The sequence below is a fragment of the Calothrix sp. 336/3 genome (assembly GCF_000734895.2).
Taxonomy (GTDB): domain Bacteria; phylum Cyanobacteriota; class Cyanobacteriia; order Cyanobacteriales; family Nostocaceae; genus 336-3.
Genome location: NZ_CP011382.1, coordinates 3,013,149 through 3,038,280, shown reverse-complemented (window position 1 = coordinate 3,038,280; position 25,132 = coordinate 3,013,149). Strand labels below are relative to the sequence as shown.

The window sequence follows — 25,132 nt, the reverse complement described above, 5'->3', positions numbered from 1 at the left end:
TAAAATAATGTGAGTTCGACGGTTTGAGCCAGCGATTAAAAATCGTCGTCTAATTGCTCAAGTCCTCTACAAGATGAGTGATAGCAAAGGATTCGATTTGTATTTCGAGTCCATTTTTAATGGACTTTAGATGTTAGACGGGGATTTATAATCCCCATTTGGTCAGGTTTTTATCGATTTATCGAATGTATCCAAGCTCATCGAACTCACGTTAAAATTAATGTGATTGACTACTAGTCAGGAGTTGGGATGGTACTCAGTTGCTGTAATAAGTAGCAGTTTACACACAGCACTTTTGAAACGAGTGAGGTAGACAGTGAGTAGGTAAAATTCTGACTCATTACTCATTACCCATTACTTTTTTCAATCAAAGGAAACGCTTACACTACCAAACTCAATTTGCCAAATAATCATCTAGAATAAGAGCTGCTAACTCTTATCAAGAAATTTAACTACTTTGAATTCTCCAATGACTGGGCGAATGCTACTCGCCCACAATTTTGATGTCTCTACGGACATAGTAGCAGCCCTGAGTCGAGAAGAATTTGCCGAAGTATTTCGAGTCGGGCTAAGTGCTTATGAGAACCTAAAATCTCGGCTAGTGAATCATCCCCATTGGATTGTGGAAATTTTATTTCCGACTCAGGTGTTTTCGCCCCAGCAAGTAGGAGAACTGTGTTTTCATGCTTTAGCTGCAAAGCGGCGATCGCCGGAATTAAGTACCAATCATCTCCCTCAAATTCTCGTTTTAGGTGGTATTAAAACAACTCCAGCGACTAGTGATTCTCCTGATGCTCTGCAACCCGGAGATTGGGGTGTGGATGTGGTGGAAACTCTTTCAACAAAAGCATTTTTAGAGGCGATCGCCTGGGATACCACCATTGCCGACAAACCTGCCAACAGTATATTTAAAGTTGAAGGTGATTAATCATGGCAACTCTTAACGAAAGCCTCATCCGTGGGATTATTAAAGGTGATGTTGCCAGCGTCGAGAGTTTACTAACCCAAGGCGCAGATGCCAATACTACCGGAGGGGTAACAGCCCTAGGAGCAAGTAATACAGCCCTAATGTGGGCGGCTACGGAAGGTTATCTGGAGATTGTAGAACTACTTCTAGCCCATGGTGCAGAAGTGAATCGGAAAAATGCATCAGACTACACTGCTTTGATGTTTGCCGCAGAAGGCGATCGCCAAGCTATTGTTTCTCTCCTCCTCGATCATGGCGCTACCATCCATGAACGCAATACCTACGGTGAGACTATATTAATGACCATGGCACGGCGCGGTCAAACCGAAATTGTCCAGCGTTTGGTGAAGATGGGGGCTGAGATTAACGCCACTAATAAAATTGGTGATACAGCTTTATACTTAGCCACCGATAACGGACATACCTACACCGTGAAAGCACTGATTGAGTTAGGTGCGGAAGTTAACACGGAAAACCTTGGTGGCTGGACTCCCTTAATGATGGCATCAGCTAGGGGTGATTTGGAAATTATCACCATGTTATTAGAACATAGTGCAGACTACCGCCCCAAAAATCGCTGGGGTGCCACAGCATTGAGTGAAGCACGTAAGTCTTTTCGTGCTAGTCAGGCAACGGATTTGTTAATTCGAGCCGGGGCAAGGGAGTAAATTTATATGCATAGCGATCGCCTCTTCCAACTAGAATCAATGCTGCGCTCTGGAGCTATTAATCAGCGCAAAGCTGCCCTAGATGAATTAGCTCAAACCCCCGCCCATATTGCCATTCCCCTTTTACAGCGACTTGCCTCTGATGAAGATTTCCTCTGTCGTCGCTTTGCGGTAATGGGTTTAGGCAACCATCCCACCCCAGCATCCTTACAAATCCTCAAAGATTTACTGGAGAAGGAAGCAGACAATAATGTCTTATCAGAAATTGCCAATTCCCTATTTGAGTTTGGTGACGAATCTGTACCTGTGTTGCAAAAGCTATTTGAGCGCAATCATCACTGGCTAACTCGACAAACGATAATTTCGATTTTGATGGAAGCTCACCAAGACGATGTACTCCTAGCAGTCATCCGAGAGGCTTTGCAAGATGAGACGCAAACCGTTAAAGAAACCGCTATCCTGGCACTGGGAACCCTATTAAAAGGGAAATTACATCAGGAAGCCCTAAATATATTATCCGAATTATCCCAGGCACAAGATTGGCGCGATCGCTGGCGCACAGCCACAGCTTTAAACCTGTCATCCAGCCCCCAAGCCAAGGAAATTCTGGCAAAACTCCAACAGGATGAGAATCATTATGTTGTTGCCGCTGCCCTAGAAGCAAGTTTGCCCCACGAATAAACCCCAGGAGGAAAGAAATTTTTCTCTTTCCTTATGTCCATTACAAATAAGATATTTTTAGCATCGTGAAGTGTCTTATTTTTCACCATGAACCCAATTTTACAATTTCAAGAGTTTTTTCAAGCTTGTGTTGGTAACTGGGCAACAGAGCGTACTTACCATTATCTCACCCATCAAGAAGTAGAGCGATCGCACACAGAATTTGTCATTCAACCCGTCACCCTTGATCGCAAAAACCAGGTACTCAGCGATAATCAATACCCTTCCCCACCAGATTTAGACAATTTACCTGGATATCATCTAGAGTTTGCCACCATTTCCGAAAAAGGCGATCACGTCAATCAATCCCTAAATATGCTCTTTGTCCCACAGCAGCAAGAGGGTATGATTTTACTTGGGGACTATCTGCGCGATCGCGCCTATGAAGAATCTCGCCCCATCGTTTCTAAGTTCCGTTTCTATCCTGAAAACCGAGAACTATTGATGACTACCACCTACACCCGTGTCATCTCTGTAGATTCTATTACCCTAGTTAACCCCCAACTGCGTATCCGCAAAATCCTAAATTATCGCCGCCCACAAGCAAATGAACCCATGCAAGAAGTTCTCCTTGTTGGTTTTGGAGTGGAACAAAAACAAACTCCTTAATCAGGAGCAATGGGCAAGAAAATTTGTAGTTATTTTATTACTCGACTTTTTTTACTTTTGTTAACTAGTTTAGGGCTTACACAAAAGCCGCAAAATTAAGTCATTACGAGTGAGGCGATCGCATAAAATGTTCGCGAGAACTCAGCAATCACCAGCGACTCATCCCTCATTTGTCACTTTCGGGAGAGAATAGTCTGAAATGCTTACAGCATAAGGTTTTTTTTAAAAAACCATAATTTCAGCCATTGTGTTAGAAAATAAACGATCAAATGCATGTTCTATCTAGAGTTGAAAATTTGACTTTGATTTTTCTTTTCCCAGAGTGACAAATGAGGGCTCATACCATTTCACGAAAATAGTGAAACAGATACAAACCCTGAAAGTCTGACTAGATAAGACTTTCTTAATTACGAATTACGAATTACGAATTACGAATTGGTATCAGAGATTGCTTCCCTACAGATAATCATCCCATTGACAAATAGCGCTTGTGTAAGTCCCACTAGTTCTTTAATTCCTTGGCTGCATAAGAACCTTTGAACCCTGCCATGTGTGAAGAATAAAGATTTAGACACTTGCCACTTCAGACTCCCTTGTGCAAAATGAGTGCAAAATGATCTAAACTCCATCAAGATTTATAAATCTTGACGATCAGCGTTACACGCTCATACGAAAATTGATCATAACAAAGCGTATAAAACGCCTAAAAAGCTTGATGAACGTGATAGCTAGACTTTCCAGGGTTATGGAACCTAGCAATTGGGCTTCAAGCGAATCAATCCAGAACAAATTTTCTGGATGAACAATCTGAAATTTATTTACATCTTGAAACAATTTTCTTAAACTCTTTCGTTAACCAGGAGATACAATTAATGCCATTTGGACCAGCTTCACGCCTGGGAGTCAGCCTTTTTGATGAAACCCCTCCCGTTGAGTGGGTTCCCGGTTACTCACAAGAAGAAGCAGAAACCATCATTAAGGCAGTTTATCGCCAAGTCCTAGGTAATGCCTATGTCATGGAAAGTGAGCGCCTAGTAGTCCCCGAATCTCAATTTAAACGGGGTGAATTAAGCGTCCGTGAATTTGTCCGAGCAGTGGCAAAATCTGACCTGTATTGTTCTCGCTTCTTTACCAGTTGCGCACGTTACCGGGCAATCGAACTGAACTTCCGCCATCTTCTAGGTCGTCCCCCACTGGATTTAGAAGAAATGCGTGGACACAGCACCATTCTCGACACCCAAGGTTTTGCAGCTGATATCGATTCCTACATCGACAGCGATGAATATCAAAATACCTTCGGAGAAAACATTGTTCCCTACATTCGGGGTTACAAAACAGAAGCTTGTACCAGCATGGTGCAGTTTACCCACACCTTCCAACTGGTGCGTGGCGCTTCTAGTAGCAGCTTGAAAGGTGACTTGTCAGGCAAGACTCCTAAACTCAATGCCCTGGTAATTCAAGGCACACCCACAGCAGTAATTTCACCTGCAAGTGGAGGCGCAACCTTCTCTACACCCCCCATCGGTTCCCGCAGTCGTCATGGTGTGGATGCCAGTTCTGGAGGCAAAGTCTATCGGATTGAAGTTACTGGCTACCGTGCCAAAACCTTCAACAACATTTCCAAGTTCCGTCGTTCCAATCAAGTTTTCCTGGTTCCCTACGACAAACTCTCCCAAGAGTATCAACGGATTCACCAGCAAGGTGGTGTGATTGCCAGTATCACAGCTGTATAGATCGCCGAAAAACTTACCAAACTTGAGGAGATAGATTCCTATGACATCCTTAACAATGATTGAACTGTGGCCCACCAGCAGTTTGGAAGAAATCCAGACAGTTATTCGGGCAGTTTACAAGCAAGTATTGGGTAATCCCCATGTGATGGAAAGTGAGCGCTTGGTGACAGCAGAGTCCCAATTGTGCGATCGCTCTATCACTGTGCGAGAATTTGTCCGTGCTGTTGCCAAGTCCGATTTTTATCGTACCCGCTACTTTGAGTCTTGCGCCCCCTACCGCTTTGTAGAATTGAACTTTCTCCACTTGCTCGGTCGCGCACCCCAAGACCAAAGAGAAGTTTCTGAACATATCGTTCGCACTGTAGCTGAAGGCTACGCAGCTGAAATCGATTCCTACATCGATAGCAGTGAATATCAAGCAGCCTTTGGCGAAAATGTAGTGCCCTACTATCGCGGCAAAAACAGCGAAGCTAACCCCAAACAAGTTGGCTACAACCGCATATTTGCCCTCGATCGCGGTCCTGCACAAATTGACAGCGCAGTCAAATCTGCTCAATTGGTTTATGCAGTCGCTACTAACAGCGCCAACACCATTCAAGCTTCAACAGCAACTGTCATCGGTTCTGGTACTGAAAAACGGTTCAAAATCGTAGTGACAGGTTCTAAATTCGATAGTCCCCGCCGCATCAGCACCACTGAGTACATCGTGTCGGCAAGTAAAATGACCCCACAAATTCAGCGAATCAATCGCACCTCTGGCAAAATCGTGAGCATTACCGAAATTGCCTAATTTCTAGTGGGTTTTCAGAGGGTGGGTGTGCTGCCCACCTTCGATGATTATCTCTGTTTAATTAATTTTCAGTTTTTCAAAAATTATCAAACAACAATCCTAATTTTAGGAGGCATTCATATGGCGCTGTGGATAGAAGCAGAATCCGTTGAATTACGCCCTAACGCCAGCGAAGATGATTTGCAAGCTATCATCCGTGCTGTATATCGTCAGGTACTAGGCAATGCCCATATCTTTGAGAACCAAAGACTTACCAGTGCAGAGTCACAATTACGAAATGGCGATATCACTGTAAAAGAATTTGTCCGTGCAGTGGCTCAATCTGACTTATACCGATCGCTATTTTTTGAAACTTCTTCTCCCTACCGTTTTATCGAATTGAATTTTAAACATTTGCTCGGTCGCGCCCCCCAAGATCAAGCAGAAATTGCAGAGCACGTACAAATTTACAACACACAGGGCTACGAAGCGGAAATCAACTCCTACATAGGCAGCGACGAATATATTAAGAGCTTTGGTGAAAATATTGTGCCTTCTGCCCGTGGTAATCGTACCCAAGCAGGTATCAAGAATGTTGGTTTTAACCGCACATTTGCCTTAATGCGTGGATTTGCTGCTAATGATTTGGGCAAATCCGCAAAATTAATCAGCGATATTGGCAGTAATCTCGCAACGAAGATTGTTTCTCCATCTCACGGTTCTGGAACCTCTAGCAATACAGGTAAACGTTTCCGTCTGACCATATCCAAAGCCAATTTCGGTACACGGGTGACTCAGAGTATGGCAACTTTTGAAGTTGGATACAATCAGCTATCCCAAAAAATTCAAAACATCCAAAAAACTGGGGGCAAAATTCTCAGTATCACTGAAGTCGGTTAATACTTAATACAGGCTAGGATGTTTCCCATTCCCACATAGTTATCGACAAAACTCTATGTTGAGATTGGCGGCAGCAAAACCAAAGTTTCTTAGGTTAAGCCCTATGTATTTATAGAGTCATAGATACGCAATAGACCACAATATGGCTCCAAAATAATCATTCGCTTGACAAAAATTAACTTAATTTATGCCTCAGATAGATCAATATTTGCTTGACAAAAATTAACTTAATTCATGCCTCAGATAGATCAATGTAATTTACTCAAGAATTCGGTTGTTCCGAGATTCAGGTTGATGATAAGTTGCTATCGTGAAGCATCGAATTTCAGGTAATTTTGTATGGCAAACACGATTATTTCTCCTAGCGATCTCAGTGACTATAATAGTCGCCGAGTCAGGGTTGAGGTCACAGGGGGTTCTTATCAAGGGATGATGCACAGAGGCAAATATACAATCACAATTCCTTATAGTTGTCTCTCTCAAACAATTCAGAGTATCCATCGCCTTGGTGGCAAGATTACTAACATTAGTCTGCCATTTTCTCACTCTCCAGCACCATCCCTTGAGTCTATTCAACCCCTGTCTGAAATTACTCAAACCCATGCTTTGACTTCTTCACCCCAGGAGGTTGTATCTATCTCTTCTCATAACGAAACTGAGGAATTACAACATTCTAGCCCTAGCCCGACGGCAACACCAATTCAGCAAGAGCAAGAGTTTATCGCTGTTTTGAACTCAGCAGAGTACACCTTTACCGAGGAGTGGTAAGTATCCTTTTACCCTTTCCCCATTGTCAAAATAGATGTAAACGGACAAAGAGTTGATGAATATTCAGGAGTTTGTAGCCAGTTCTGTTGGACATTGGCGATCGCAACGTAGTGCCCATCATTTGGCTTTTAGCCATTTTGAAGCAGTACAGTCGGAAATTGACATCATATCCCTTGCAGATGATGACTCCGCAGTGATTGACCTATGTAAAAGCTATGACGTTGATCCACAGACGGTGGTTTCCCCCTTTCGTATGACCTGGGAAGGTCAATCAGACTGGGATGATAGTGAAATCAAAGGGAGCTGTGTATTAGTTCCTGTACCAGATCCAAAAGATTCCCATCGCGGTAAACTCCTACGCGATCAAGGGTATGCTGAAACCATTGCTGCCGTTGGTGAATATTACTTCACAGAAGACGGTACTTTCGTTCTCGTCACTCCCTATGAACGGGCTGCGGCTGAAGAAAAAATCTGGTTTGTCAACCCTAATGTCCGTTGTCGGGTTTCTTTAATTAAAACCAGTGCTGGTACGGGAGTTGTCACTGCTTCCTTTTCCTCAGAGATTCGTCAAAATGTTGAGACTTGAGGCTGAAATTATTCTCTAATTTCTCCCTTGAAATCTCTAAACATTGCCCACCATCACAAGTAGATTCTGTCATTGCAACCCCAGGAAGCAATATCTCAAGTTACAAGCTACGGTTTTCAAAATAGACGAAATTAAGAAGCAATTTGCTATCATTTCTTCTTAATTTATTTTGGGGCTATTTTTCCCTGTGCTATTTTTTGAGTAATCATCTCCAGTTGCACAAAAGATAACAACTATTAAACTAGGTAAAAACCGGCTTTTTATCTTATGTTTTGATGGGAAAATATGATTAAAAAAGAATACTTTTGTCGGGAAAAGTGCCTAGTTTTATGCAATATTTTGCGATACACAGTAGAAAGAACTATGTTAAAAAATCTATAGATAGTTTCTATTTTCTCTAAGTAAGAGATATAAAATTATGGCGTTTATCTGCTAATAAAAATAAATTAATTGATTACTCAGGATAAGGTTTTGAAATATATCAATTATAAAAATAACTTGTATGTCTTCAAGAGAAAAATCTCAATTTACTCCCATTACCCATTACTATGTCTTCTTTACCAGCCGATAACCACGAGAGCAATAATCTAGTCACCTTAGCTAGATGGATGGCAGGGGATTTCAGCAATTATCAACAGGCATCTGCAAACCCTAAGGATTACGCCCATATCCATGTTTTTTTTCGTCCCTTACCCTGGGAATTTTTCTCTGGGATTGGGATGTATTCAGAACAGGTATATGACTATGATTTGTGGAGACCTTATCGACAGGGAGTACATCGTTTAGTCGATCAAGGAAATCAGATTTATATCGAAAATTACAGTTTAAAGAATGCTATTTTCTATGCTGGTGCAGCCCGTGAATTAAGTATTCTCAAAACCATAAATATAGATTGTATAGAGCGGCGATATAACTGCTCAATGGTTTTTAAACGAGATGGAGATAAGTTTCAAGGAAGTGTAGAACCAGGGAATCAATGCTTAATTGAAAAAAATGGTCGCCAAACTTATCTCGATAGTTTTGTAGAAATTACAGAAACTACCTGGGTAAGTCTAGATAAAGGGATGGATGTAAATACACACGAGCAAGTTTGGGGTTCTACCTTTGGTCCTTTGTGTTTTGAAAAACGGGAGAGTTTTGCCCATGAAGTCCCAAATATCCTATGATACTCAACCTGCCCTGGAATCTATTAAAGCGAATATGCTACCCCCAGAAGCGCAGAAAAAAATGCAGTGCTGGATTCGCAGTCGGCATTTGATATGTTCAGGTAATTTTTTTGTATTTGAAACTGTAGATTATAGTGCTGTTGAGCGCTTTTCCCAGTGCGTTGCAGCTTTGGGAGGAAGTGTCATTTCCGTTGACCCGATTGATAAAATTTGGATGGGTGATCACCGTCAAGTCATCTTATATCGGGCAAAAGCTAGTTTGCATACACCTTGTCATAATCTCAAGCAATATTGGGTAAAATATGGTGGTTTTCGCACTCGTTTTGACCCAGAAGCTTAAACTGATTTGGGAATAGATTATGCAGTATGTGTTGATTATTCATGAAGTTGAAGATTATGCATCATGGAAAAAAGTTTTTGATGAGGCTGCTGATATACGCGCAGAAGCTGGAGAGAAAGTATATCAGGTTTTAAAATATGTCGATAATCCCAACAAAGTCGTACATTTTTCTTCCTGGACATCAATAGATGATGCTAAGCGGTTTTTTGAATCGCCTCAGTTGGTGAAGATAAGAGCAGAAGCTGGTGTCAAGTCTCCTGATTTCATATATCTAGAGCAATTAGAGTCAGGTACTTTGTAGGGCTACAAATTTTCAAACTAGATTAGCTATACCCCATCACCAAACTCAAAAAAGATGATGAGGTTGAAGCAGACATGATATTGCCATATTTTTGGGGCAACCAAGGATAGGCTGATTTTAAGCTACATAGTCAAAGAGCATTGTATTCATATAGCGATCTGCCCACTCTGCACCAAAGGATTTTTCTAGTACGCGGCGAGTTTTATCATTTTGTTGTTGTTTTGTACAATAATTGCGTTGACCTGCTATCACCTTTGTGATGTCAAGATTAGAGGTGAGAGGTTGTTCTTGGCTAGCAATCTGACAATGGATGGTTAAAAATTCCCGAACCCGATTGAAAAACTTATCCTCTTCTTGAGCATCTCCGGGACGGACGAATAGACAAAAATCAGAAAAGATATCGCCCCATTCTGGTAAAGCTCGTGGTTGGGAAAAGGGGACATCAGACAAGACAGATAATGCTTGATAGTAGGGTTGGGGGAGAGTGCGATCGCTATTGACGGGAGATAGATCGGCGATCGCTGCACTAATGATTCCTCCTCGTCCGCCAACTAAATCTGTACCAAATATGGGTAGGGCATATTCGGGGTTGGGAAACATGACACAGTGGAGAATATCTAAGCCGTTGCCAACTTGAGCCAGTTCTAAATGCAGTTTGCGAAATTGGGGAGCCTGGTAGCAATGATTTTCAATAATCAGTCGTTCGCCTTCCAGGTGCCCTTCAACATAGCCTAAACCCTCTGGTACAGAGTAGGGGGAGATATCCAGGTATTTGTGCCAAACTTCTTCAATACAATCCGCCAACCTGTGGATTAGAGGATGCTGACGGCTTCTTAACGACGCTTCCATAGACTTCAACATACGCTTCTCTTTGAGTATAGGATTAATACTTACCTTGCCCTATAGTGCGTGCAAAATGTGTGCAGCATCAAGGGAGCAGAGGCAAGAATCCATGGTACAAGGGAATTGAGTCAAGAAAATCCTCCATCATAACTGTTTAAGTCATAACTTGGACTTCTCACACAGATTTTAATGACAAGCGTCAAACCCTAATGCTACTTAAAAGACTATCGCAACCCGCAACCCTCCTGGTGAGCGATCGCGATTATCTTAACGATAAGTTGTAGTTTCCCTAAATAGCCCAAGCTCGGACTCTCTGTAAACGGCTGAGAATCCGGTTAGCTAATTCGACTCCCATCACAGGTTTACACAAATAGTCATCAGCACCAACGCTAAAAGCTTGATTCTGGCTTGTGGCATCTGTCAACACACTGAGAAATAATACAGGCAGACGCTGCCAATGGGGGTCACTGCGGAGAATTTGGCACAGTTCAAAGCCATTAATATTTGGCATATTCACATCTAAAATCAGGGCATCGGGGGTAACTGCTTGCAAAACCGTCCAGAACTGTAGTGGATCGGCAAGGGTTGTCACCTTAAATCCCCAAGGTTTGAGTAGAGTTGGGAGGTTGCTTAACCAATTTTGGTCATCATCCAAAATCATCACCTTGTGGGGAATTTTATCACCTCGTAACAGATTCACAACAGCATCAATAACTTGCTCCGGTGGAGTTGGTGTCACCAAAAACAGTTTTCCACCCCGTCGCATTACCTGCAAACGATCGTCTAATTCATCGCGATCGCCCATGACAATAATTGGTAAATTGGGGTAACGCTGTGCTAATGTCTGCAATATTTCCCAAAATTTACTCCCTTGGGGTATGGGGGACGCAATTGCAGGAAACCGCAACAGAATGACATCGGGTTGTTGACCCACAAAATCAAAAATAGACTCCTCTATCAACGTGGTTTGAGCCATATCCCCTACCGGAGCAATTTCTAGGCGAATTCCTCGACTGGCTGCTACAGAGACTAAAGACTGGTTAAATTCCGTATCTGAACTCATCAGTAGTAGCAAAGGTGACTGACCACTGGGAATCTGAGACATTTCAATCAGGGTTGTGTGATCAATCTCCTCCTGGAGAGCAGTCACCAAAGTTCTCATCAAAGGTGCATGTTTTGCTTGCAGAGGTTCACGCCCCCCTAGCCAATATTCTAATTGCCGTGCCAGGTGCATTGTCTTAGTCAGCCCAAAGATTCCCAAACTACCTGCAAGTTTATGAGCGATCTGTTGTGCCTGCAACTGCTGTGAGGGTTTAAGTTGATTAGCTTGTAAGTCTCTGACTGCTTGGAGCAAAATTGCTATCTGTTCCAGACTTTTGGGCTTGTTTGTTGTCCAAGTCTCATTCAGGAAAGCCAGGTATTGTTGCTGGGAGTCAACTGGAGGAATATGCTTTGGTACATCCTTAAGACTTTCTTGAAACTGAGTTTTGACTGAGGGATTCTGAGAACTATGCTCTGGAACAGTTGTGACAGTAGATTCTTCACCACTCGGTGCTTTTAAGTAGTAACCTCTACCATGCATGGTAGCAATGAAATCCTGGGGCGCTCCGGCAGAAACTAACTTGTGTCGAACCCGACGAATATGGGAACGTACCGTTGCCTGGGAGGGAAATTCCTCTGAAGACCATAACCTATCTAAAAGTTCTTCTGTGCTAAAAACGTGCTGACAGTCCCGCAGGAGTAGTTCCAATAAATCATACTCCATGGTTGTCAGGTTCAGGGGACGACCATTATAGGTAACTTCACAGGTACTAGGGTTGAGGAGTAAATCACCCCAAGTGAGTAAAGGAAAAGGATTAGCGCTACCTCGTCTCAATAAAGCCCGAATCCTGGCAATTAGTTCTACAGAGTCGAAGGGTTTCACCATATAGTCATCTGCCCCTGCATCTAATCCTTGGACTTTGGCAGTAATTGTATCTTGGGCAGTGAGTAATAGAATTGGCAGGGTGTAGCCTTCTGTACGAAAACGTTTACATAAACTGATACCATCTAATTTGGGCAGCATAATATCGAGAACAATCAGGTCATACTCAAAGGTAGAACCATAAGTCCAACCCATTTCCCCATCTTTGACCACATCTACAACATAGTGATGGGTTGCCAGATTTTTGGTTAGGACTTTAATTAGTAAGTCATCATCTTCTACAAGCAATATTTTCATCGACGGGACTACCAATGGAGAATTCTCGTGATTTGCTCTGGCAGATCCAGGGAGTTAAAGGGTTTGGTAATGACACCACTGACTCCCAAATCATTAAACTGACGCTTTTCTGCCGTTTGGGCTTTGGCGGTTAAAAGAATGACGGGAATTTCTTCCGTTTCTGAATGGGACTGGAGTTCTTTAAAGGTAGCAATTCCATCCATCTCTGGCATCATCACATCTAGCAAAATCACGTCGGGTTTTTCTATTTGGGCTGCCTGAATCCCTTCTAAACCAGAGCTAGCAGTGAATACTTCCCATCCCGCCGCCATTTTGATGCCAAATTGTACAACGGTTTGAATCGTTTCTTCGTCATCAATAATTAAAATCCGCTTTGTAGCCATAGAACTCCCTCTCATACCAATTCAAAATTCACAATTAAGAGGTGTCAGATTTTATTGATGTTTCCAGGTTTGTATCTGCTGCTGGCAGGTTGGGGAGAATTGGTGTGGTATCAAGACTTATTTAGGGTTCGTGTTCCTAAATGCTGTCAATGGCGGGTAGGGTGAAGGCAAAAGTACTGCCACGCCCTGGATTACTCTCAGCCCAAATTCTCCCATTATGCTGCTCAATGATTTTGCGACAAATAGTTAGTCCTAAACCTGTACCACCTTTCTTGCGGGAATCTGACGAATCCACTTGTTGAAACCGTTCAAATATCCGTTCGAGTTGATCGTAGGGAATTCCCTGTCCTTCATCTCGCACCCTAAATATCACTTCCCTGGGGAAATTTGGTGAGCCATCTTGCTGTTCTACGGTTAGCCAAACAGTACCTCCCGGTGATGAAAATTTAATTGCATTACTGAGTAAATTTGTCAATGCTTGCAAGATATAATCTCCGTCTGCCCAAACTGGGATATCCTGTGGTTGCTTGACAAGGGTGATTTCATGCTGCTGTGCCATGGCTTGCATTGCCTCTGTCGCTTGGATCATCAAATTTGCGGCATTACAGGTTTGTAGCTCCATCACGACTTTGCCAGACTCAATGCGCTGTAAATCGAGGACGTTGTTCACTAAACGTACTAGTCTTTCAGTGCTGTCGTCGGCAATTCCCAACATTTGTTGTCCTTCCTCCGAGAGAGTGCCTAAACGCCCTGTAGCTAAGATTTTCAGGGCACTGTGCAAGGATGTGAGGGGGGTTCGCAGTTCATGGCTGATTACGGAAATAAATTCGTCTTTCATCCGTTCAATGGCTTTGCGATCGCTAATATCGCTGCTTAGGGCGAAGAATCCCTTGACGGTTTTCTGGTCATCGAGGTGGGGAATATAAGTCACATCAACTGATCGCCCACTACCATCCTTTAAGAAAATATCGTTTTCATAGGTGACGGCTTGCCCAGATAAGGCAATTTTCACATAAACTTGCATTCTTTGATAGCAATCTTCTCCCCAAACTTGGCGTAAGTGACGACCATAAATTTCTCCTGGTGCTTGCCCTAGCCAATCGTGGTAGGCTTGATTATTAAAACGATATTTTTGTTGCTCGTCTACGTAGGCAATTAAGACTGGTAGGGCATTGGTAATTAAGCGTAATTGTTCTTCTCTCTGTCTTAAAGTTGCTTCAGCGTGCTTACGGACGTTGATTTCCTGTTGCAGATTGCGATTCACATCTTTTAATTCTGCGGTACGAGCTTCTACAACTTCTTCTAAGTGTTCTAATAGTTGGGCTTGAGATAGGGCGATACTGATTTGGTCGGCTAATTGTTGCATCAGTTCTAGTTCAAAATCTACCCAATGGCGATCGCTGTTACATTGGTGAGCAATTAATAAACCCCACAGTTGACTCTGGGTGTGGGTATTGAGATTTTGCACAATTGGTACAATCAGCTTGGCTTTAATATGAAATTGATCGACAAATTCTACTAAACAACTTGCTAAACCAGCTGCGGGATCATGGACATTGGCGATCGCTCGCACTCTTCCCTGGGCATACAGTTGTTGATAATCTTCTGGAAAGACTTCCTGGGGAAATTCCAGATCCATGAGTGTGGGATAATCTGGTAAAACTGCTTCGCTGATGGTTTTGCCTGTACCGTCGGGTAAGACGTGATAAATTAACACGCGATCAGCTTGGAGAATTCGCTGTACTTCTGTAACAGTGGTATGGAGAATTTCCCTCAGTTGTAAGGATTGGCGAATTTTCAGCGTCACTTCCGAAAACAGTTCCACCCGTTGCTGCTGCTGTCTTAATTCTGCCTGGATTGCCTCTTGAGGTTGACTAGTCTCTCCGAAACGCTTGCGTCGTTGATTTTGTGATTTTTTGAACTTGGATGGCGATCGCTGCCGAGAAGAACGTTTTGACACCTATATCCATCTGCAAGGGGACATTTCCATTTTTTCCTGAACTTATCGAAAGCTCAAATTTTTACAAGTTAATGTTGGAAAAATTAACATTTCAAGCTGTAACGAGTAGCTCTCCCGTTAGAGTAGCTCTCCCGTTAGCGTAGCTCTCCCGAAGGGAGCAGGGAGCAGGGAGCAGGGAGCAGGGAGCAAGAGGCTATATCGTGTATTTCATCGAAAATCTTGATTTCGCAGCAAATTATTGGCGATGTTTCTCACCTTTTTACTTCCCCCGTTCTGAGATATATACTCAAGTTGTCTAACAGTTAATTTTTTATTGGTTAATAAATATTTTTGAATACTGGGTTCATAATTGTGGATATAGAATTCCACATCCTGATCTGAAAAAACACTTTCATCTGTTGCTTTCAGTACCATCTGTTTTTGATGATATTTTTGGAAACTGTGATGGGAGAAGACTGGATGATTGACTAATTTTATATATTGTTCTTCCTTTAATTTTTCCCATTGAAATAGATTCATCAGAGCTGCACTTGCCATAACTTTATCATTATCTAATTCTGCCAATTGTATATATTTATCTATGGCTTCATCATCTAAATATTGATTATCTATTAAGATTTTCTGGAAACTAGCATACCGATAATGCTCTCGACATTTATCTTCAGAATTAAGCAGGTGATAGTATTGTGCTAACAAAAGTGTCTCATCAATAAAGGAAAATTCTAACCATTTTATATGGTAATCTAGGACTATCAAAGCTTGCTTAATTATTTCCTGATTAGCACCTTTATCCATGTTTTTGTGAAAAAATAGTATTTGTCTAATTAAACTAATAATTAATTGTTAATATAAAAATCCTGATAAGATGCATCGCGAACCATTATACTATACCCAAAACTATACTTTTGAGAATAGACGAAAAAAGATTAACTGGTTACATCAGATAATTGATGCGTTACATCAAAAACCAGAATTAGGAAAATATGAAGATGATGAAGAATCACGAGAGCTATTTACCCAGGAAACTATCACAGTTGCCGAACATTTAATGAAATTAGTCACCCTAGAGAAACCGAATACCCAGGATATTTGTGAATTATATAAATTGCTGAAAATTTATATACATATGCGTAACTCTGCTTGGGACGACATGTGTAAATATGTGGAAAAATGGCATTGGGTAGTAAATATTTGGGAAACATTCCAGAACGTAGTTGAATTAGATATCTGGCATGGTTATGATTGTCAACATTATTCAATCAAAGAACCATTAATTGCAGAGGGGAAATTTATCAGGAGCAGTTCTTCTATTGATCATTACGGTCATATCATATTCAAAGTTGAGCAGAATTTAGCAGAAAATCAGATTAAAATTGTTTGGCAAATTGCGGATGAGACAGTTATTCCTGACGAATATATTCCAGAATCAATCGAAGGAATTATCGACGGATTAATTAGACATTTTCATCTACAAAATCAAGCTCTCACATCCCTCAAAATTACTGTCTGTAATGGCAGTTATCACGAAATAAACTCTAGGGAATCCGATTATCGTCTAGCTGCTATCATCGCTTGGAGGAATGCTTTAGAAAGTGCTGAGTTCATAGCTATTTAATGGTTAAGATTGGGGAAATGCAACCACTTCACCGTTATTAATATTGATTTTAATCTCAGACGTTCTGTTATCTCTGCTGGCATATACAGGAACTTTTACCCAATTACCTGCAAGTTCATAGGGCTGTAATTCATTGAATAAACAGGAACATTCAAACTTAGTCATAGCAAAAGGTGTAAAAGCTATTTTTACCTTAACTTTGCCATGATATGAATCACATTCTGCGGCACTATCAGGAGGAAAACAACTATGATTATATAAATATATTGTTGCTCCATTGTCGGCATATTTTAAAGTTTTGATGGTAGCAGAATCAAAAAAATTAGAGAAAAATATCGATGACAATATGAACAAGAAGAATAGACTTGATATCAGTAAATATAGAATTACAAGAATACGTGTCTTGACAACTGGCAAGGGTTGGGGTTTGAGTAAAATGAGGAAAGCAGGTACAAAAGTAATTAAGCAAATACCAATGGAAGCAATAAACTTAAATTCTTCCCAAGTGGGTATGACTGGTACAAATTGCACAGCGATCGCCACTATGGGAGCAACTAGCATTAATAGAATTTTTCCCTGTTTGTCTTGCATATATTCAAGTTGAGAGGTATATTTAAGCACTCACACAGCAGCGATCGCCTTGGGAGTAACACCCAGCAACCGTTTAAAATGGCGATTCAGGTGACTTTGGTTAGCAAAACCGACTTCATAGGCAACATCTGCGATCGGTAAATTTCCCTGTAATAGTAATTCTTTCGCCTTTTCTACCCGTTGCTGAATTACATACTGATGGGGTGTCATTCCCATAGACTGTTTAAATAATTGGGCAAAATAATGGGGACTAAGATTAGCTAATTTTGCCAATTCCTCTAAACCTAAATCCTGCTCTAAATGACTTTGAATATAATCCAAAACCAGCTTTAATCTGCGTTGCGGTAATCCCCCGCAGTATTCAGGGATTTGTGGTTGGCGTTTACAGTAATTATGCAACAAATGCATAGATAGGGCATTCAACATCGTATCTGCGTAGAGACGACTACCCCTTGCAGCGTTTTCTAGAACTTTTTTCAGAGCTAAACCAATTTGGTAAACTAGGGGGTCTGAGATGGCAAATTGGGGTAATAATTCCCAGGTTTCTGCCTCCATCGACTCATCTATGGTTTTCAAGAATGCAGGAAATTCGATTGCCAAATTGATAAAATCTCCTTCTGCATCCCACACTGCACCATGACCAACATTTGCTGGTGTAATGACTATATTACCGCCAAATACAGGCTCATACTGTCTGCGTCCATCCAATCGACGATCAGCATAAATCGGGCGATCGCCATGGGTGAAAATAGTAATACTATGCCACTGAGAACTAGCAACTTCTGGAAGTGCAAATGCTGGTTGACACATATACACCAACCCAAAACCCTGCCAATTAGTCTGTAAACTAGTTAGTAAGGGAGGACGAGGATATATTTGCAGAAAATCCTCTGCCTGATTGATAATTTTAGGTTTTTCATCAGCCATAGTTTAGACTCTGTCACCTGGATTCATTATCAACCAAAATATATTTTCCCCTAAAGATATTTAGCAAAAACTTATCTTTCATCGAGACAAGCTTTCTGATACCTTGACTTCCCTATCCTCCTCTATAGTTTCATTCAGAATTACAGAAATGTCTGCACCATTAATAATCCCTCCTAACAGCCCCACATTAGACTCTGTGAGTTGATCAACTGCTTCAGTAAACACACTTTCTTGGGTATAGTTAGGTCGAGCAACTAGTACCATACCGTCACTGTAAGGTTGCATTAACAGTGTATCGTTGGATGCGCCGAGGGGGCTAGTATCTAAAATTACGACATCATAACGTTCCCGTACATCCTCCATCAGTTTCCGCATCTCACTAGACTCAATAACTGCGGGAGCTTGGCGGATAGGACCAGGACTAGGAATAATGTATAAATTTTCCACATCAGGAACTAGGCGAATACATTCACTGACACTGCCATAATAGCGCAGGGGTTCTAGGGTAGAATCGGGGTCAGGAGCTACTTTCAAAGATGTTGCACAGGATGGCGATCGCAAGTCTGTTTCAATAATTACAGTACGTTTTCCTGCACGGGCACAAGCAATCCCTAAATTATAAGCTGTGGCGGTTTTCCCTTCGGCACTGCCCACACTAGTGACTAACAGAACTTTCAAGTTCTTACCCCCCATACGTCGCAAGTTACTACGCAACTTCTCATAAAATTCTAAATAGGGGGAATCGCTACCTAGGATAGTGGGGATAGCATAGGGTAATAAATTATCTGCCGGCAATAAAGGTAACTCACCCAAAACCACAACTTCCCGTTGTTTGAGACTTTCGCGGATATCTTCCTTGGTTTTGAAAATTCCCTCCATAGAACCGAGTAAGAATATCACCCCATTTCCCAGCAATAAACCCAGAAAACCGCCAACTCCCAAGGTTGTGGGCACGCTCTTCGGTGGCTTGATATCCGCAGTTGCCGTAGGCTCCTTAGCAATTCTGATACTGGGTACAGTTTCTGCCTCTGCCGCCTTTGCATCATTCAACTTCACCTGCATTTTGTCATAGATACCCCGCTTCAGGCTCACTTCCTGCTCTAAGCGCGATCGCTCTAATTGTTTATTAGGTATTAAAGCATACATCTGCCGCAGCCGTTTTTCTTCCCTCGCTAAATCCACCATTTGGGTTTTCAGGGTGTCTTTTTGGGTTTGCAAAGCTACCATTTGGTTAGCTAGCTGCTGTCTGGAAGGATCTAAACTACTTTGAGTCCGAATCCCGGAAACATTGGGTAAAGGTGCAGCATCACCACTACCCCCAATCACCTCAGCTGCACGTTGCCTTAATAATACTTCGGCTGAATCTTTTTGCCGTTGCAACTGCACCATATTCGGATGCTGAGGACGCAAATCCTTCCGTAATAGCTCCATCTGCGATTCAGCTTGGTAAATTTGACCCCGTAAACTATTAATAATTGGATCAGCACTTAAGGCAGAAGAAACATAAGCCTGACTGACATTTAACCCCAATTTTTCCTGTAAACTACGAATTTGGGCATCAATGCCTGCGATTGTTAATTGAATTTGGCTTTGTTGATTCTGGCTAATGGTAATTCCATTTAACAAGCTACCATTTTGTGCCGCCAAAATCGCTGGACCTTCTAGGCGATCGTATTGCTCTAACCTTCGTTCCGCAGCTTGTAATTCTTTCTTTGCCTGGGGTAAACGCTTATCAATTGTTTGAATAATACCTTTTAATTGTCCCGTATTCATCTCCCGACTTAAGTTCACCATGGCAATCATTAATTCTTGCAAAACTTGCTTGGCGCGCTTCTCGTCACTATCTTTGTATTTCAGGATAATAAAAGGAGATTCTAATTCACCAGTTCTCGTTTTTTTCGGCAATGTAATTGCCACATTTGTACCAATTTGTTTTGGTTTAATATTCAGCTTTGTTGCCACTGCTTCAATTACGGGGTCAGAAAGTAAAACCGTATCTGACAGTGTTTGTCCTTGTTGTTGAATCTCACTACCAGTTGCAGAAAAAGAAACGGGTGGACTAGTCAGAGATAATGCTGCATCTGCAAGATAAGTCCCTGGCGGATTTGGCTGCATGGCAACTACTGTAGAGCCAGCCACAACCAGGATAAAACCTGCAACTCCAATCCACTTATACTTCTCAAAGGAGATGAGATAGCCTTTAACAATTGGTGGGGTCATAGAAATCTCTGGAGAATTTAATATTCACAAGTCAACGTTAGATAAAAGCAAAGCATAAGATGAGGAATTGGGGATATAATCCATAGATAAAAAGGTTAAAAGCAAACTAAATTTATCTAAATTGAGCTAATCTTCCTGGGATTTTACTCATATCCACACAATCTAAATATTTGCAAATAACACTTCGCATAAAAATCACATTTCGCTCCATATTTCCTATCTCAATTATGTGAGAGTCGTAATTTATAATTACTTACTGCTATCACTACCACCGCCTCCCAAAGTTTCAAAGAAACGTAGGAAATTTTGCACATCAAAAAATGGTCTCGTAATAGTTGTCAGTAAATTGGTAATCTTACCAACTAGATTTCTACCAATCACAATCACATCATTATCTTGCAGTGGCACATTTTGGGAAATGTCTCCAGCTAAAGCTTTTTTTCCATTCAGTCTCTGGGTGACTGCTCGTCCCCGCTCTGGATCAAATCGAATCAAGGCTATATCTTGAAGATTAGTAGTATCCAGACTAATCCCTGATAACACATCAATAAAAGTACTACCATTGGGAATTGCTTGGGTGGAAATTCCCCCCGCAGCATAATTCATCACCCGAATTTTAATCTGTGGTTGGGCTAGGGATGAACGAGCAATTAAATTTCTGTCATAGGTGTTATCTGTGGCAACTTCCCGTCGGGGAATAACGATCGCGTCTCCATCTTGTAAACGAAAATTGGGAAAATTACTACCATTCTGTAACGGTGTATATAAATCAATGGTTTGAGACACTACTGTACCATCGATAAGTCTGCGCCTGACTTGAATTTGTCGCAAATCTGCCATCAAGGTTGAACCCCCAGCCACTTGTAACACATCATTGACACGGGGAATACTGGAGGGAACGGAATAAATCCCTGGACGAAAAACTTCACCACCGACTGTCACCTGTACTGGTTTCGCTGCACCGAGGGAAGTGGAAACCACAGGGTCACTGTATAAATTTTTCAGCGCCAAGCGAATTTTCTCCTGTGCTTCCTCGACAGTCAAACCTTGGATAGTCACAGTTCCTACCTGGGGTAACAACACTGTACCTTCTGGATTGATAGCTAGAGACAAGTTTAAATCCGGACGGGGAGAGGTAAGGGCAACAATTACTACCGGCTCAATCACATACTGATTCAAGCGGGCACGAATTCTCGTTTGTGCTTCTTGCAATGTTAAATTTTTTACCGATAATGGTCCCGCCAGGGGCAGCAATATATTACCGTCAATATTCACGCTGGTAGCAAAACTCAAGTCGGGAAACCGTTGCACAATCACACTAATGGAATCCCCGTATGCCAAGCGGTGGGGTCCCGGAGGACGTTGTACCTGTACCTGTAGTACGTCCCCAGGACCGAGAATATACTTAGTCATTTGGGGGGATATGCCGTTGTTCACATCGGGTGAAACTTCCATTCCAGGTGGTGGAGTCGGCAAAGGATTATTTTGCGGTGTAGGGGAAACTTCTTGAGCAACAGAGGGGAGAGATAATGTTGCCCAAGTCACACCAACATGCAAACTAATAATACATAGAGCGCTGAAAGCACGCATATAGGAATAAATCTAGTCAATGTTCAATAGTCAATGGTTAATAGTCAATAACTAGCACTTCCTGAGAAATGGACTTGCGAGTCATTAACCATAACTCATAACCAAAATCCAAATTGTTATGAGTGCTTATTTTAACTTTGCATTTGGCAAATGTCCCGTTTGTGGTGGAGAAAATTTTTGCGGTGCAGTGGGCAGTTTTATGAAATTCTGATACTATCGTGATATCACTTTGATAATACTTAGATATTGGAGTATCTCTATGCATCAAAATATTCGGGAATTTCCAGCGTTTCGAGTCAATGGTTTTATCGTGCTTGGGCTGGCTGTGGCAGTTATTCTGGGTTGGGGATGGTGGATATTTTCCAACGTGCATGATTTGCAAGCATTGTTGGGTAGAGCGTTGCAAGTCGGTGATTTTCTCGGTGATGATGCGACTGCGGAAATAGTTGCTACAGCGATCGCCACCATATTGGTAGTAGTTATTCCTTCTATTTCTGGCTTTTTGAGTGTCGAACCCAATCAAGCGGTTGTTTTGACGTTTTTGGGAAGTTATGTAGGTACAATCCGCGAACCTGGGTTTTGGTGGATTAATCCCTTTACACGCAAACAAGTAGTTTCCTTGCGGGTTCGCAACTTTAATAGCAAAATAATTAAAGTCAATGATGCTGAGGGCAGTCCAATTGAAATTGCTGCCGTGGTGGTTTGGCAAGTTTTGGACTCTTCCAAGTCAAAATTCTCTGTAGACGACTATCAAGAGTTTGTAGCGATTCAAAGTGAAACGGCAATTCGTGCATTAGCTATTCGCTATCCCTATGACACCCCTGACTCAGAACGCCCTTCACTGCGAGGAATACCTGAGGAAATTGCCCAAGCATTACAAAATGAGTTGCAAGCACGTTTAGAAGTAGCAGGAGTAGAAATTATTGAAGCACGACTATCTCATTTGGCGTATGCTCCGGAAATTGCCCAGGTAATGTTACGACGACAGCAAGCAAAAGCATTGATTGATGCACGCAGACAAATTGTTGAGGGTGCGGTGGGAATGGTAAATGAAGCCTTGAATAAAATCAACGAATCTCAGATGCTAGAGTTAGATGATGAGCGCAAAGCAGCAATGATTAATAATTTACTTGTTGTGTTAACTTCTGAGCAAACTGCTCAACCTGTAGTCAATACTGGCAGTCTTTATAACTAGCACATGAGCCAGAAAAAAAGATTTTTGTTACGTTTGGATGAAAAACTATATGAAGTCTTAGAAAAATGGTCGGCAGATGAACTCAGAAGCGTCAATGCTCAGATAGAGTATCTTTTGACGGAAGCGACACGCAAAGCTGGACGTTGGAAGGAAGAAAAGCCCAAATCCAGTGATGAGTCATAAGTAAGGGGAAATATCTTAGATTACCTACTACAAATAACTTTTGATTAAGGTTGCTTGCACTGTTTCCCCTAAAGACTTAATTTCATTCCAGGATTTTTCGATATCTCCCAGGGGTTCCATAGGCAGAAAAATACTCACAGCTACCCAAGCAGCGCGTTGTCTATGCCATTGAGCTATTTGATCAGTGGTAAACCACTTGAGGGGAGATGGGTGTCCTCCCTGTCGCCAAGCATACCACTGTAGAGCAGCAAATGTTGACTCTGGAGTGGATGCTCGGAAAAATCTAGCTGTAATGTTGGCACTGGAATTGGGGGTTTCAGGGGATTTAGCTGTAAAATTCACTGTTCGCAGCTGTGCTACATCCCATTTTCCCCAGCGTGCTCTTCCCCATCCTTCCATCTCTGTCCACTCCACTTGCGGCTGATTTCTCGGTCCATTTTGTGGTAAGAGTAGCATTAAGGCTCTTTGTGATGAGTTCTCTTTTTCCATTAATTGTAATGACCAGGCATGCTCACCCACTTGTTGTTCTACCTGTTCAGAAATTCGCCAACCTGGAACCTGTAAGCCATGATTACGGATTTCCTTGAGTTGCTTTAAAGTTGTAATGCTGGGTGGTTGTTGCCATTGCCACTTTCCTGCCAAGTATCCGGGAACTGCACCTATTACTAACAAAAATAGTAGTAATAGAACTGCTATGGCTTGGGAAAATTGGCGCTCCTTGACAAGTTTAGATAAGGATATCATTGGGAGAATTTGATAAGCGGGGTGATATTTTCATTAGTTGTGAGATATTCGACGTTCTCACAGATGTTTTCAAAAATTTGGGTATCTCAAATTATTCACGACAGTGTACTTTTATCTCATATGTTTAATTACAGAGATTTTATCGAATTTTTAATACGCTGTATTCAGTAATATCTACAATTAGTGATTGGGCAGAAATCAAATACTCATAATCATGATTCACTATCAAGTATTTCTACTTCATCATTGTCAATGTAAGTATCAACCCAGTTAAGAATCGGTATTAAACTTAATAACATCAAGGCGGAATACATATCCCCACCCCAGCTATCATGGAGCCAGACAAAGGCTTTTTCATTGCCCGTACCATGGAAATAGGTAAGAAAAGTATTCCGGATAATATTGGCAGTAACACTAATCAGAATCGCGATCGCCAAAAACCAAGTCGTCTTTTTGCGAGAGAATAAGGCTCCATTCCAGTAAAGCAGCATCAAGCTGACGTAGATAGTTGTAAATAACATTTTTAACCCTGCACAGTAGGGTGCAACTTCCACAATCCTGCCTTCTACATAAATATTGATACCATCAACATTCACTTTCATCCCCAGAATATTCAGTATAAATCCCGCAGTCCCAGCAATAAAGCTTTGTAGGGGAAATGTATAGGGAGCAATTAAGTAAGGTACTTGGGTGGGGGTAGCTAAAAACACTAAAACTAGGGGAAAGGTTTGCAGTTTTAATCCTGGTATTCCTTTAAACCATAAACAAAGCCCTGCCAAAAGTACAGGTAAAGAAAGATTTACCCACTCAGCTAAACCACTGAGATAGAGAACCCCACCAATTAATAAGAGGAAAGCCCCTATCGGATTGGTTTCGTTGGGTAATCGCTGCCATTGACGGCGCAAAGTCCAACTAATATAGCCAGCAAATGGTAAACCAATTATACCGTGACTAAAGTACTCGTGCTCCGTACTAATACTTTTATGCAACCAACCATTTAACCAATGGAGAAAAATAGGAGCATACAGTAAGGCGAAGATAGCAATAATACTGAGATTTAATAGCTGTGGGGATAAAAAAAATCTGCTTGACGTTCGCATAATATTTTCTTATTAGTTAAGTGAGTATTTTCA

26 protein-coding genes are annotated in these 25,132 nt (G+C 41.7%); 15 read left to right on the top strand and 11 right to left on the bottom strand.

The genetic code is table 11. The annotated features are described in order from the left end of the window. The first annotated feature begins 469 nt into the window (after nt 1–469). From IJ00_RS12835 to IJ00_RS12780, 12 genes are all read left to right on the top strand, one after another. A complete protein-coding gene (locus tag IJ00_RS12835) occupies nt 470–928 on the top strand; it encodes a DUF2656 domain-containing protein (protein WP_238178505.1) in 459 nt (152 codons plus the stop codon). Nucleotides 929–930: 2 nt separating this feature from the next. Then, nucleotides 931–1,635: an ankyrin repeat domain-containing protein gene (locus IJ00_RS12830; protein ID WP_035153620.1), complete on the top strand. Its 705-nt coding sequence runs from the start codon at nt 931–933 to the stop codon at nt 1,633–1,635. A 6-nt stretch (nt 1,636–1,641) separates the two neighbouring features. Further along, entirely contained in the window at nt 1,642–2,316 is a 675-nt protein-coding gene (locus IJ00_RS12825) for a HEAT repeat domain-containing protein (RefSeq protein ID WP_035153618.1), read from the top strand. An 87-nt stretch (nt 2,317–2,403) separates the two neighbouring features. Further along, the gene (locus tag IJ00_RS12820; RefSeq protein WP_035153616.1) at nt 2,404–2,964 is read left to right on the top strand and encodes a phycobiliprotein lyase; all 561 of its coding nucleotides are present in this window, start codon (nt 2,404–2,406) and stop codon (nt 2,962–2,964) included. Between the two features lie 872 nt (nt 2,965–3,836). Then, nucleotides 3,837–4,697: a phycobilisome linker polypeptide gene (locus tag IJ00_RS12815; protein WP_035153614.1), complete on the top strand. Its 861-nt coding sequence runs from the start codon at nt 3,837–3,839 to the stop codon at nt 4,695–4,697. Nucleotides 4,698–4,737: 40 nt separating this feature from the next. After that, nucleotides 4,738–5,487: a phycobilisome rod-core linker polypeptide gene (locus IJ00_RS12810; RefSeq protein ID WP_035153612.1), complete on the top strand. Its 750-nt coding sequence runs from the start codon at nt 4,738–4,740 to the stop codon at nt 5,485–5,487. A gap of 120 nt (nt 5,488–5,607) precedes the next feature. Continuing rightward, a complete protein-coding gene (locus tag IJ00_RS12805) occupies nt 5,608–6,366 on the top strand; it encodes a phycobilisome rod-core linker polypeptide (RefSeq protein ID WP_035158986.1) in 759 nt (252 codons plus the stop codon). 339 nt (nt 6,367–6,705) lie between these two features. Further along, nucleotides 6,706–7,134 carry a phycobilisome linker polypeptide gene (locus IJ00_RS27130; RefSeq protein WP_052754455.1) on the top strand — a complete coding sequence of 143 codons (429 nt, stop codon included), beginning with the start codon at nt 6,706–6,708 and terminating at the stop codon, nt 7,132–7,134. Between the two features lie 55 nt (nt 7,135–7,189). Then, nucleotides 7,190–7,720: a phycobiliprotein lyase gene (locus IJ00_RS12795; protein ID WP_035153610.1), complete on the top strand. Its 531-nt coding sequence runs from the start codon at nt 7,190–7,192 to the stop codon at nt 7,718–7,720. A gap of 548 nt (nt 7,721–8,268) precedes the next feature. Then, nucleotides 8,269–8,886: a chromophore lyase CpcT/CpeT gene (locus IJ00_RS12790; RefSeq protein ID WP_035153608.1), complete on the top strand. Its 618-nt coding sequence runs from the start codon at nt 8,269–8,271 to the stop codon at nt 8,884–8,886. Then, entirely contained in the window at nt 8,864–9,226 is a 363-nt protein-coding gene (locus IJ00_RS12785) for a hypothetical protein (protein ID WP_046814808.1), read from the top strand. The genes IJ00_RS12790 and IJ00_RS12785 overlap by 23 nt, the downstream gene beginning before the upstream one ends. A gap of 19 nt (nt 9,227–9,245) precedes the next feature. Next, nucleotides 9,246–9,527, top strand: a complete 282-nt coding sequence (locus IJ00_RS12780) for an antibiotic biosynthesis monooxygenase (RefSeq protein ID WP_035153606.1) — start codon at nt 9,246–9,248, stop codon at nt 9,525–9,527. Nucleotides 9,528–9,644: 117 nt separating this feature from the next. Here IJ00_RS12780 and IJ00_RS12775 read toward each other — a convergent pair whose 3' ends face one another. From IJ00_RS12775 to IJ00_RS12755, 5 genes are all read right to left on the bottom strand, one after another. Continuing rightward, entirely contained in the window at nt 9,645–10,388 is a 744-nt protein-coding gene (locus IJ00_RS12775) for a phycocyanobilin:ferredoxin oxidoreductase (RefSeq protein WP_035153604.1), read from the bottom strand. Nucleotides 10,389–10,659: 271 nt separating this feature from the next. Beyond that, the gene (locus IJ00_RS12770; protein ID WP_035153602.1) at nt 10,660–12,591 is read right to left on the bottom strand and encodes a response regulator; all 1,932 of its coding nucleotides are present in this window, start codon (nt 12,589–12,591) and stop codon (nt 10,660–10,662) included. An 8-nt stretch (nt 12,592–12,599) separates the two neighbouring features. Continuing rightward, nucleotides 12,600–12,974, bottom strand: a complete 375-nt coding sequence (locus IJ00_RS12765; protein ID WP_035153600.1) for a response regulator — start codon at nt 12,972–12,974, stop codon at nt 12,600–12,602. 136 nt (nt 12,975–13,110) lie between these two features. Continuing rightward, nucleotides 13,111–14,934 carry an ATP-binding protein gene (locus IJ00_RS12760; protein ID WP_238178504.1) on the bottom strand — a complete coding sequence of 608 codons (1,824 nt, stop codon included), beginning with the start codon at nt 14,932–14,934 and terminating at the stop codon, nt 13,111–13,113. A 207-nt stretch (nt 14,935–15,141) separates the two neighbouring features. Then, nucleotides 15,142–15,729, bottom strand: coding sequence for a hypothetical protein (locus tag IJ00_RS12755; protein ID WP_035153598.1), 588 nt, complete (start codon nt 15,727–15,729; stop codon nt 15,142–15,144). A 70-nt stretch (nt 15,730–15,799) separates the two neighbouring features. Here IJ00_RS12755 and IJ00_RS12750 point away from each other — a divergent pair, with 70 nt between their 5' ends. Next, a complete protein-coding gene (locus IJ00_RS12750) occupies nt 15,800–16,549 on the top strand; it encodes a hypothetical protein (RefSeq protein ID WP_035153597.1) in 750 nt (249 codons plus the stop codon). A gap of 3 nt (nt 16,550–16,552) precedes the next feature. Here the strand turns inward: IJ00_RS12750 and IJ00_RS12745 are convergent, their stop codons facing one another. The 4 genes from IJ00_RS12745 to IJ00_RS12730 all read right to left on the bottom strand — a co-directional run bounded on the left by IJ00_RS12745 (nt 16,553) and on the right by IJ00_RS12730 (nt 21,877). After that, a complete protein-coding gene (locus tag IJ00_RS12745; protein ID WP_035153596.1) occupies nt 16,553–17,140 on the bottom strand; it encodes a hypothetical protein in 588 nt (195 codons plus the stop codon). A 30-nt stretch (nt 17,141–17,170) separates the two neighbouring features. Beyond that, nucleotides 17,171–18,067, bottom strand: coding sequence for a helix-turn-helix domain-containing protein (locus IJ00_RS12740; RefSeq protein WP_046814807.1), 897 nt, complete (start codon nt 18,065–18,067; stop codon nt 17,171–17,173). A gap of 78 nt (nt 18,068–18,145) precedes the next feature. Further along, nucleotides 18,146–20,287 carry a tyrosine-protein kinase domain-containing protein gene (locus IJ00_RS12735; RefSeq protein WP_035153595.1) on the bottom strand — a complete coding sequence of 714 codons (2,142 nt, stop codon included), beginning with the start codon at nt 20,285–20,287 and terminating at the stop codon, nt 18,146–18,148. A gap of 249 nt (nt 20,288–20,536) precedes the next feature. Further along, entirely contained in the window at nt 20,537–21,877 is a 1,341-nt protein-coding gene (locus tag IJ00_RS12730) for a polysaccharide biosynthesis/export family protein (RefSeq protein WP_035153594.1), read from the bottom strand. Nucleotides 21,878–22,136: 259 nt separating this feature from the next. Here IJ00_RS12730 and IJ00_RS12720 point away from each other — a divergent pair, with 259 nt between their 5' ends. Continuing rightward, nucleotides 22,137–23,072: an SPFH domain-containing protein gene (locus IJ00_RS12720; protein ID WP_035153591.1), complete on the top strand. Its 936-nt coding sequence runs from the start codon at nt 22,137–22,139 to the stop codon at nt 23,070–23,072. Between the two features lie 3 nt (nt 23,073–23,075). Continuing rightward, nucleotides 23,076–23,255, top strand: a complete 180-nt coding sequence (locus IJ00_RS12715) for a hypothetical protein (RefSeq protein ID WP_035153590.1) — start codon at nt 23,076–23,078, stop codon at nt 23,253–23,255. A 27-nt stretch (nt 23,256–23,282) separates the two neighbouring features. On the opposite strand, the gene IJ00_RS12710 is transcribed toward IJ00_RS12715, so the two are convergent. Next, nucleotides 23,283–23,999 carry a cyanoexosortase B system-associated protein gene (locus IJ00_RS12710; RefSeq protein ID WP_082127319.1) on the bottom strand — a complete coding sequence of 239 codons (717 nt, stop codon included), beginning with the start codon at nt 23,997–23,999 and terminating at the stop codon, nt 23,283–23,285. Between the two features lie 212 nt (nt 24,000–24,211). Next, nucleotides 24,212–25,099 (bottom strand): cyanoexosortase B, encoded by an 888-nt coding sequence (gene crtB / locus IJ00_RS12705; RefSeq protein ID WP_035153589.1) that lies wholly within the window; start codon nt 25,097–25,099, stop codon nt 24,212–24,214. Nucleotides 25,100–25,132: the final 33 nt, after the last annotated feature.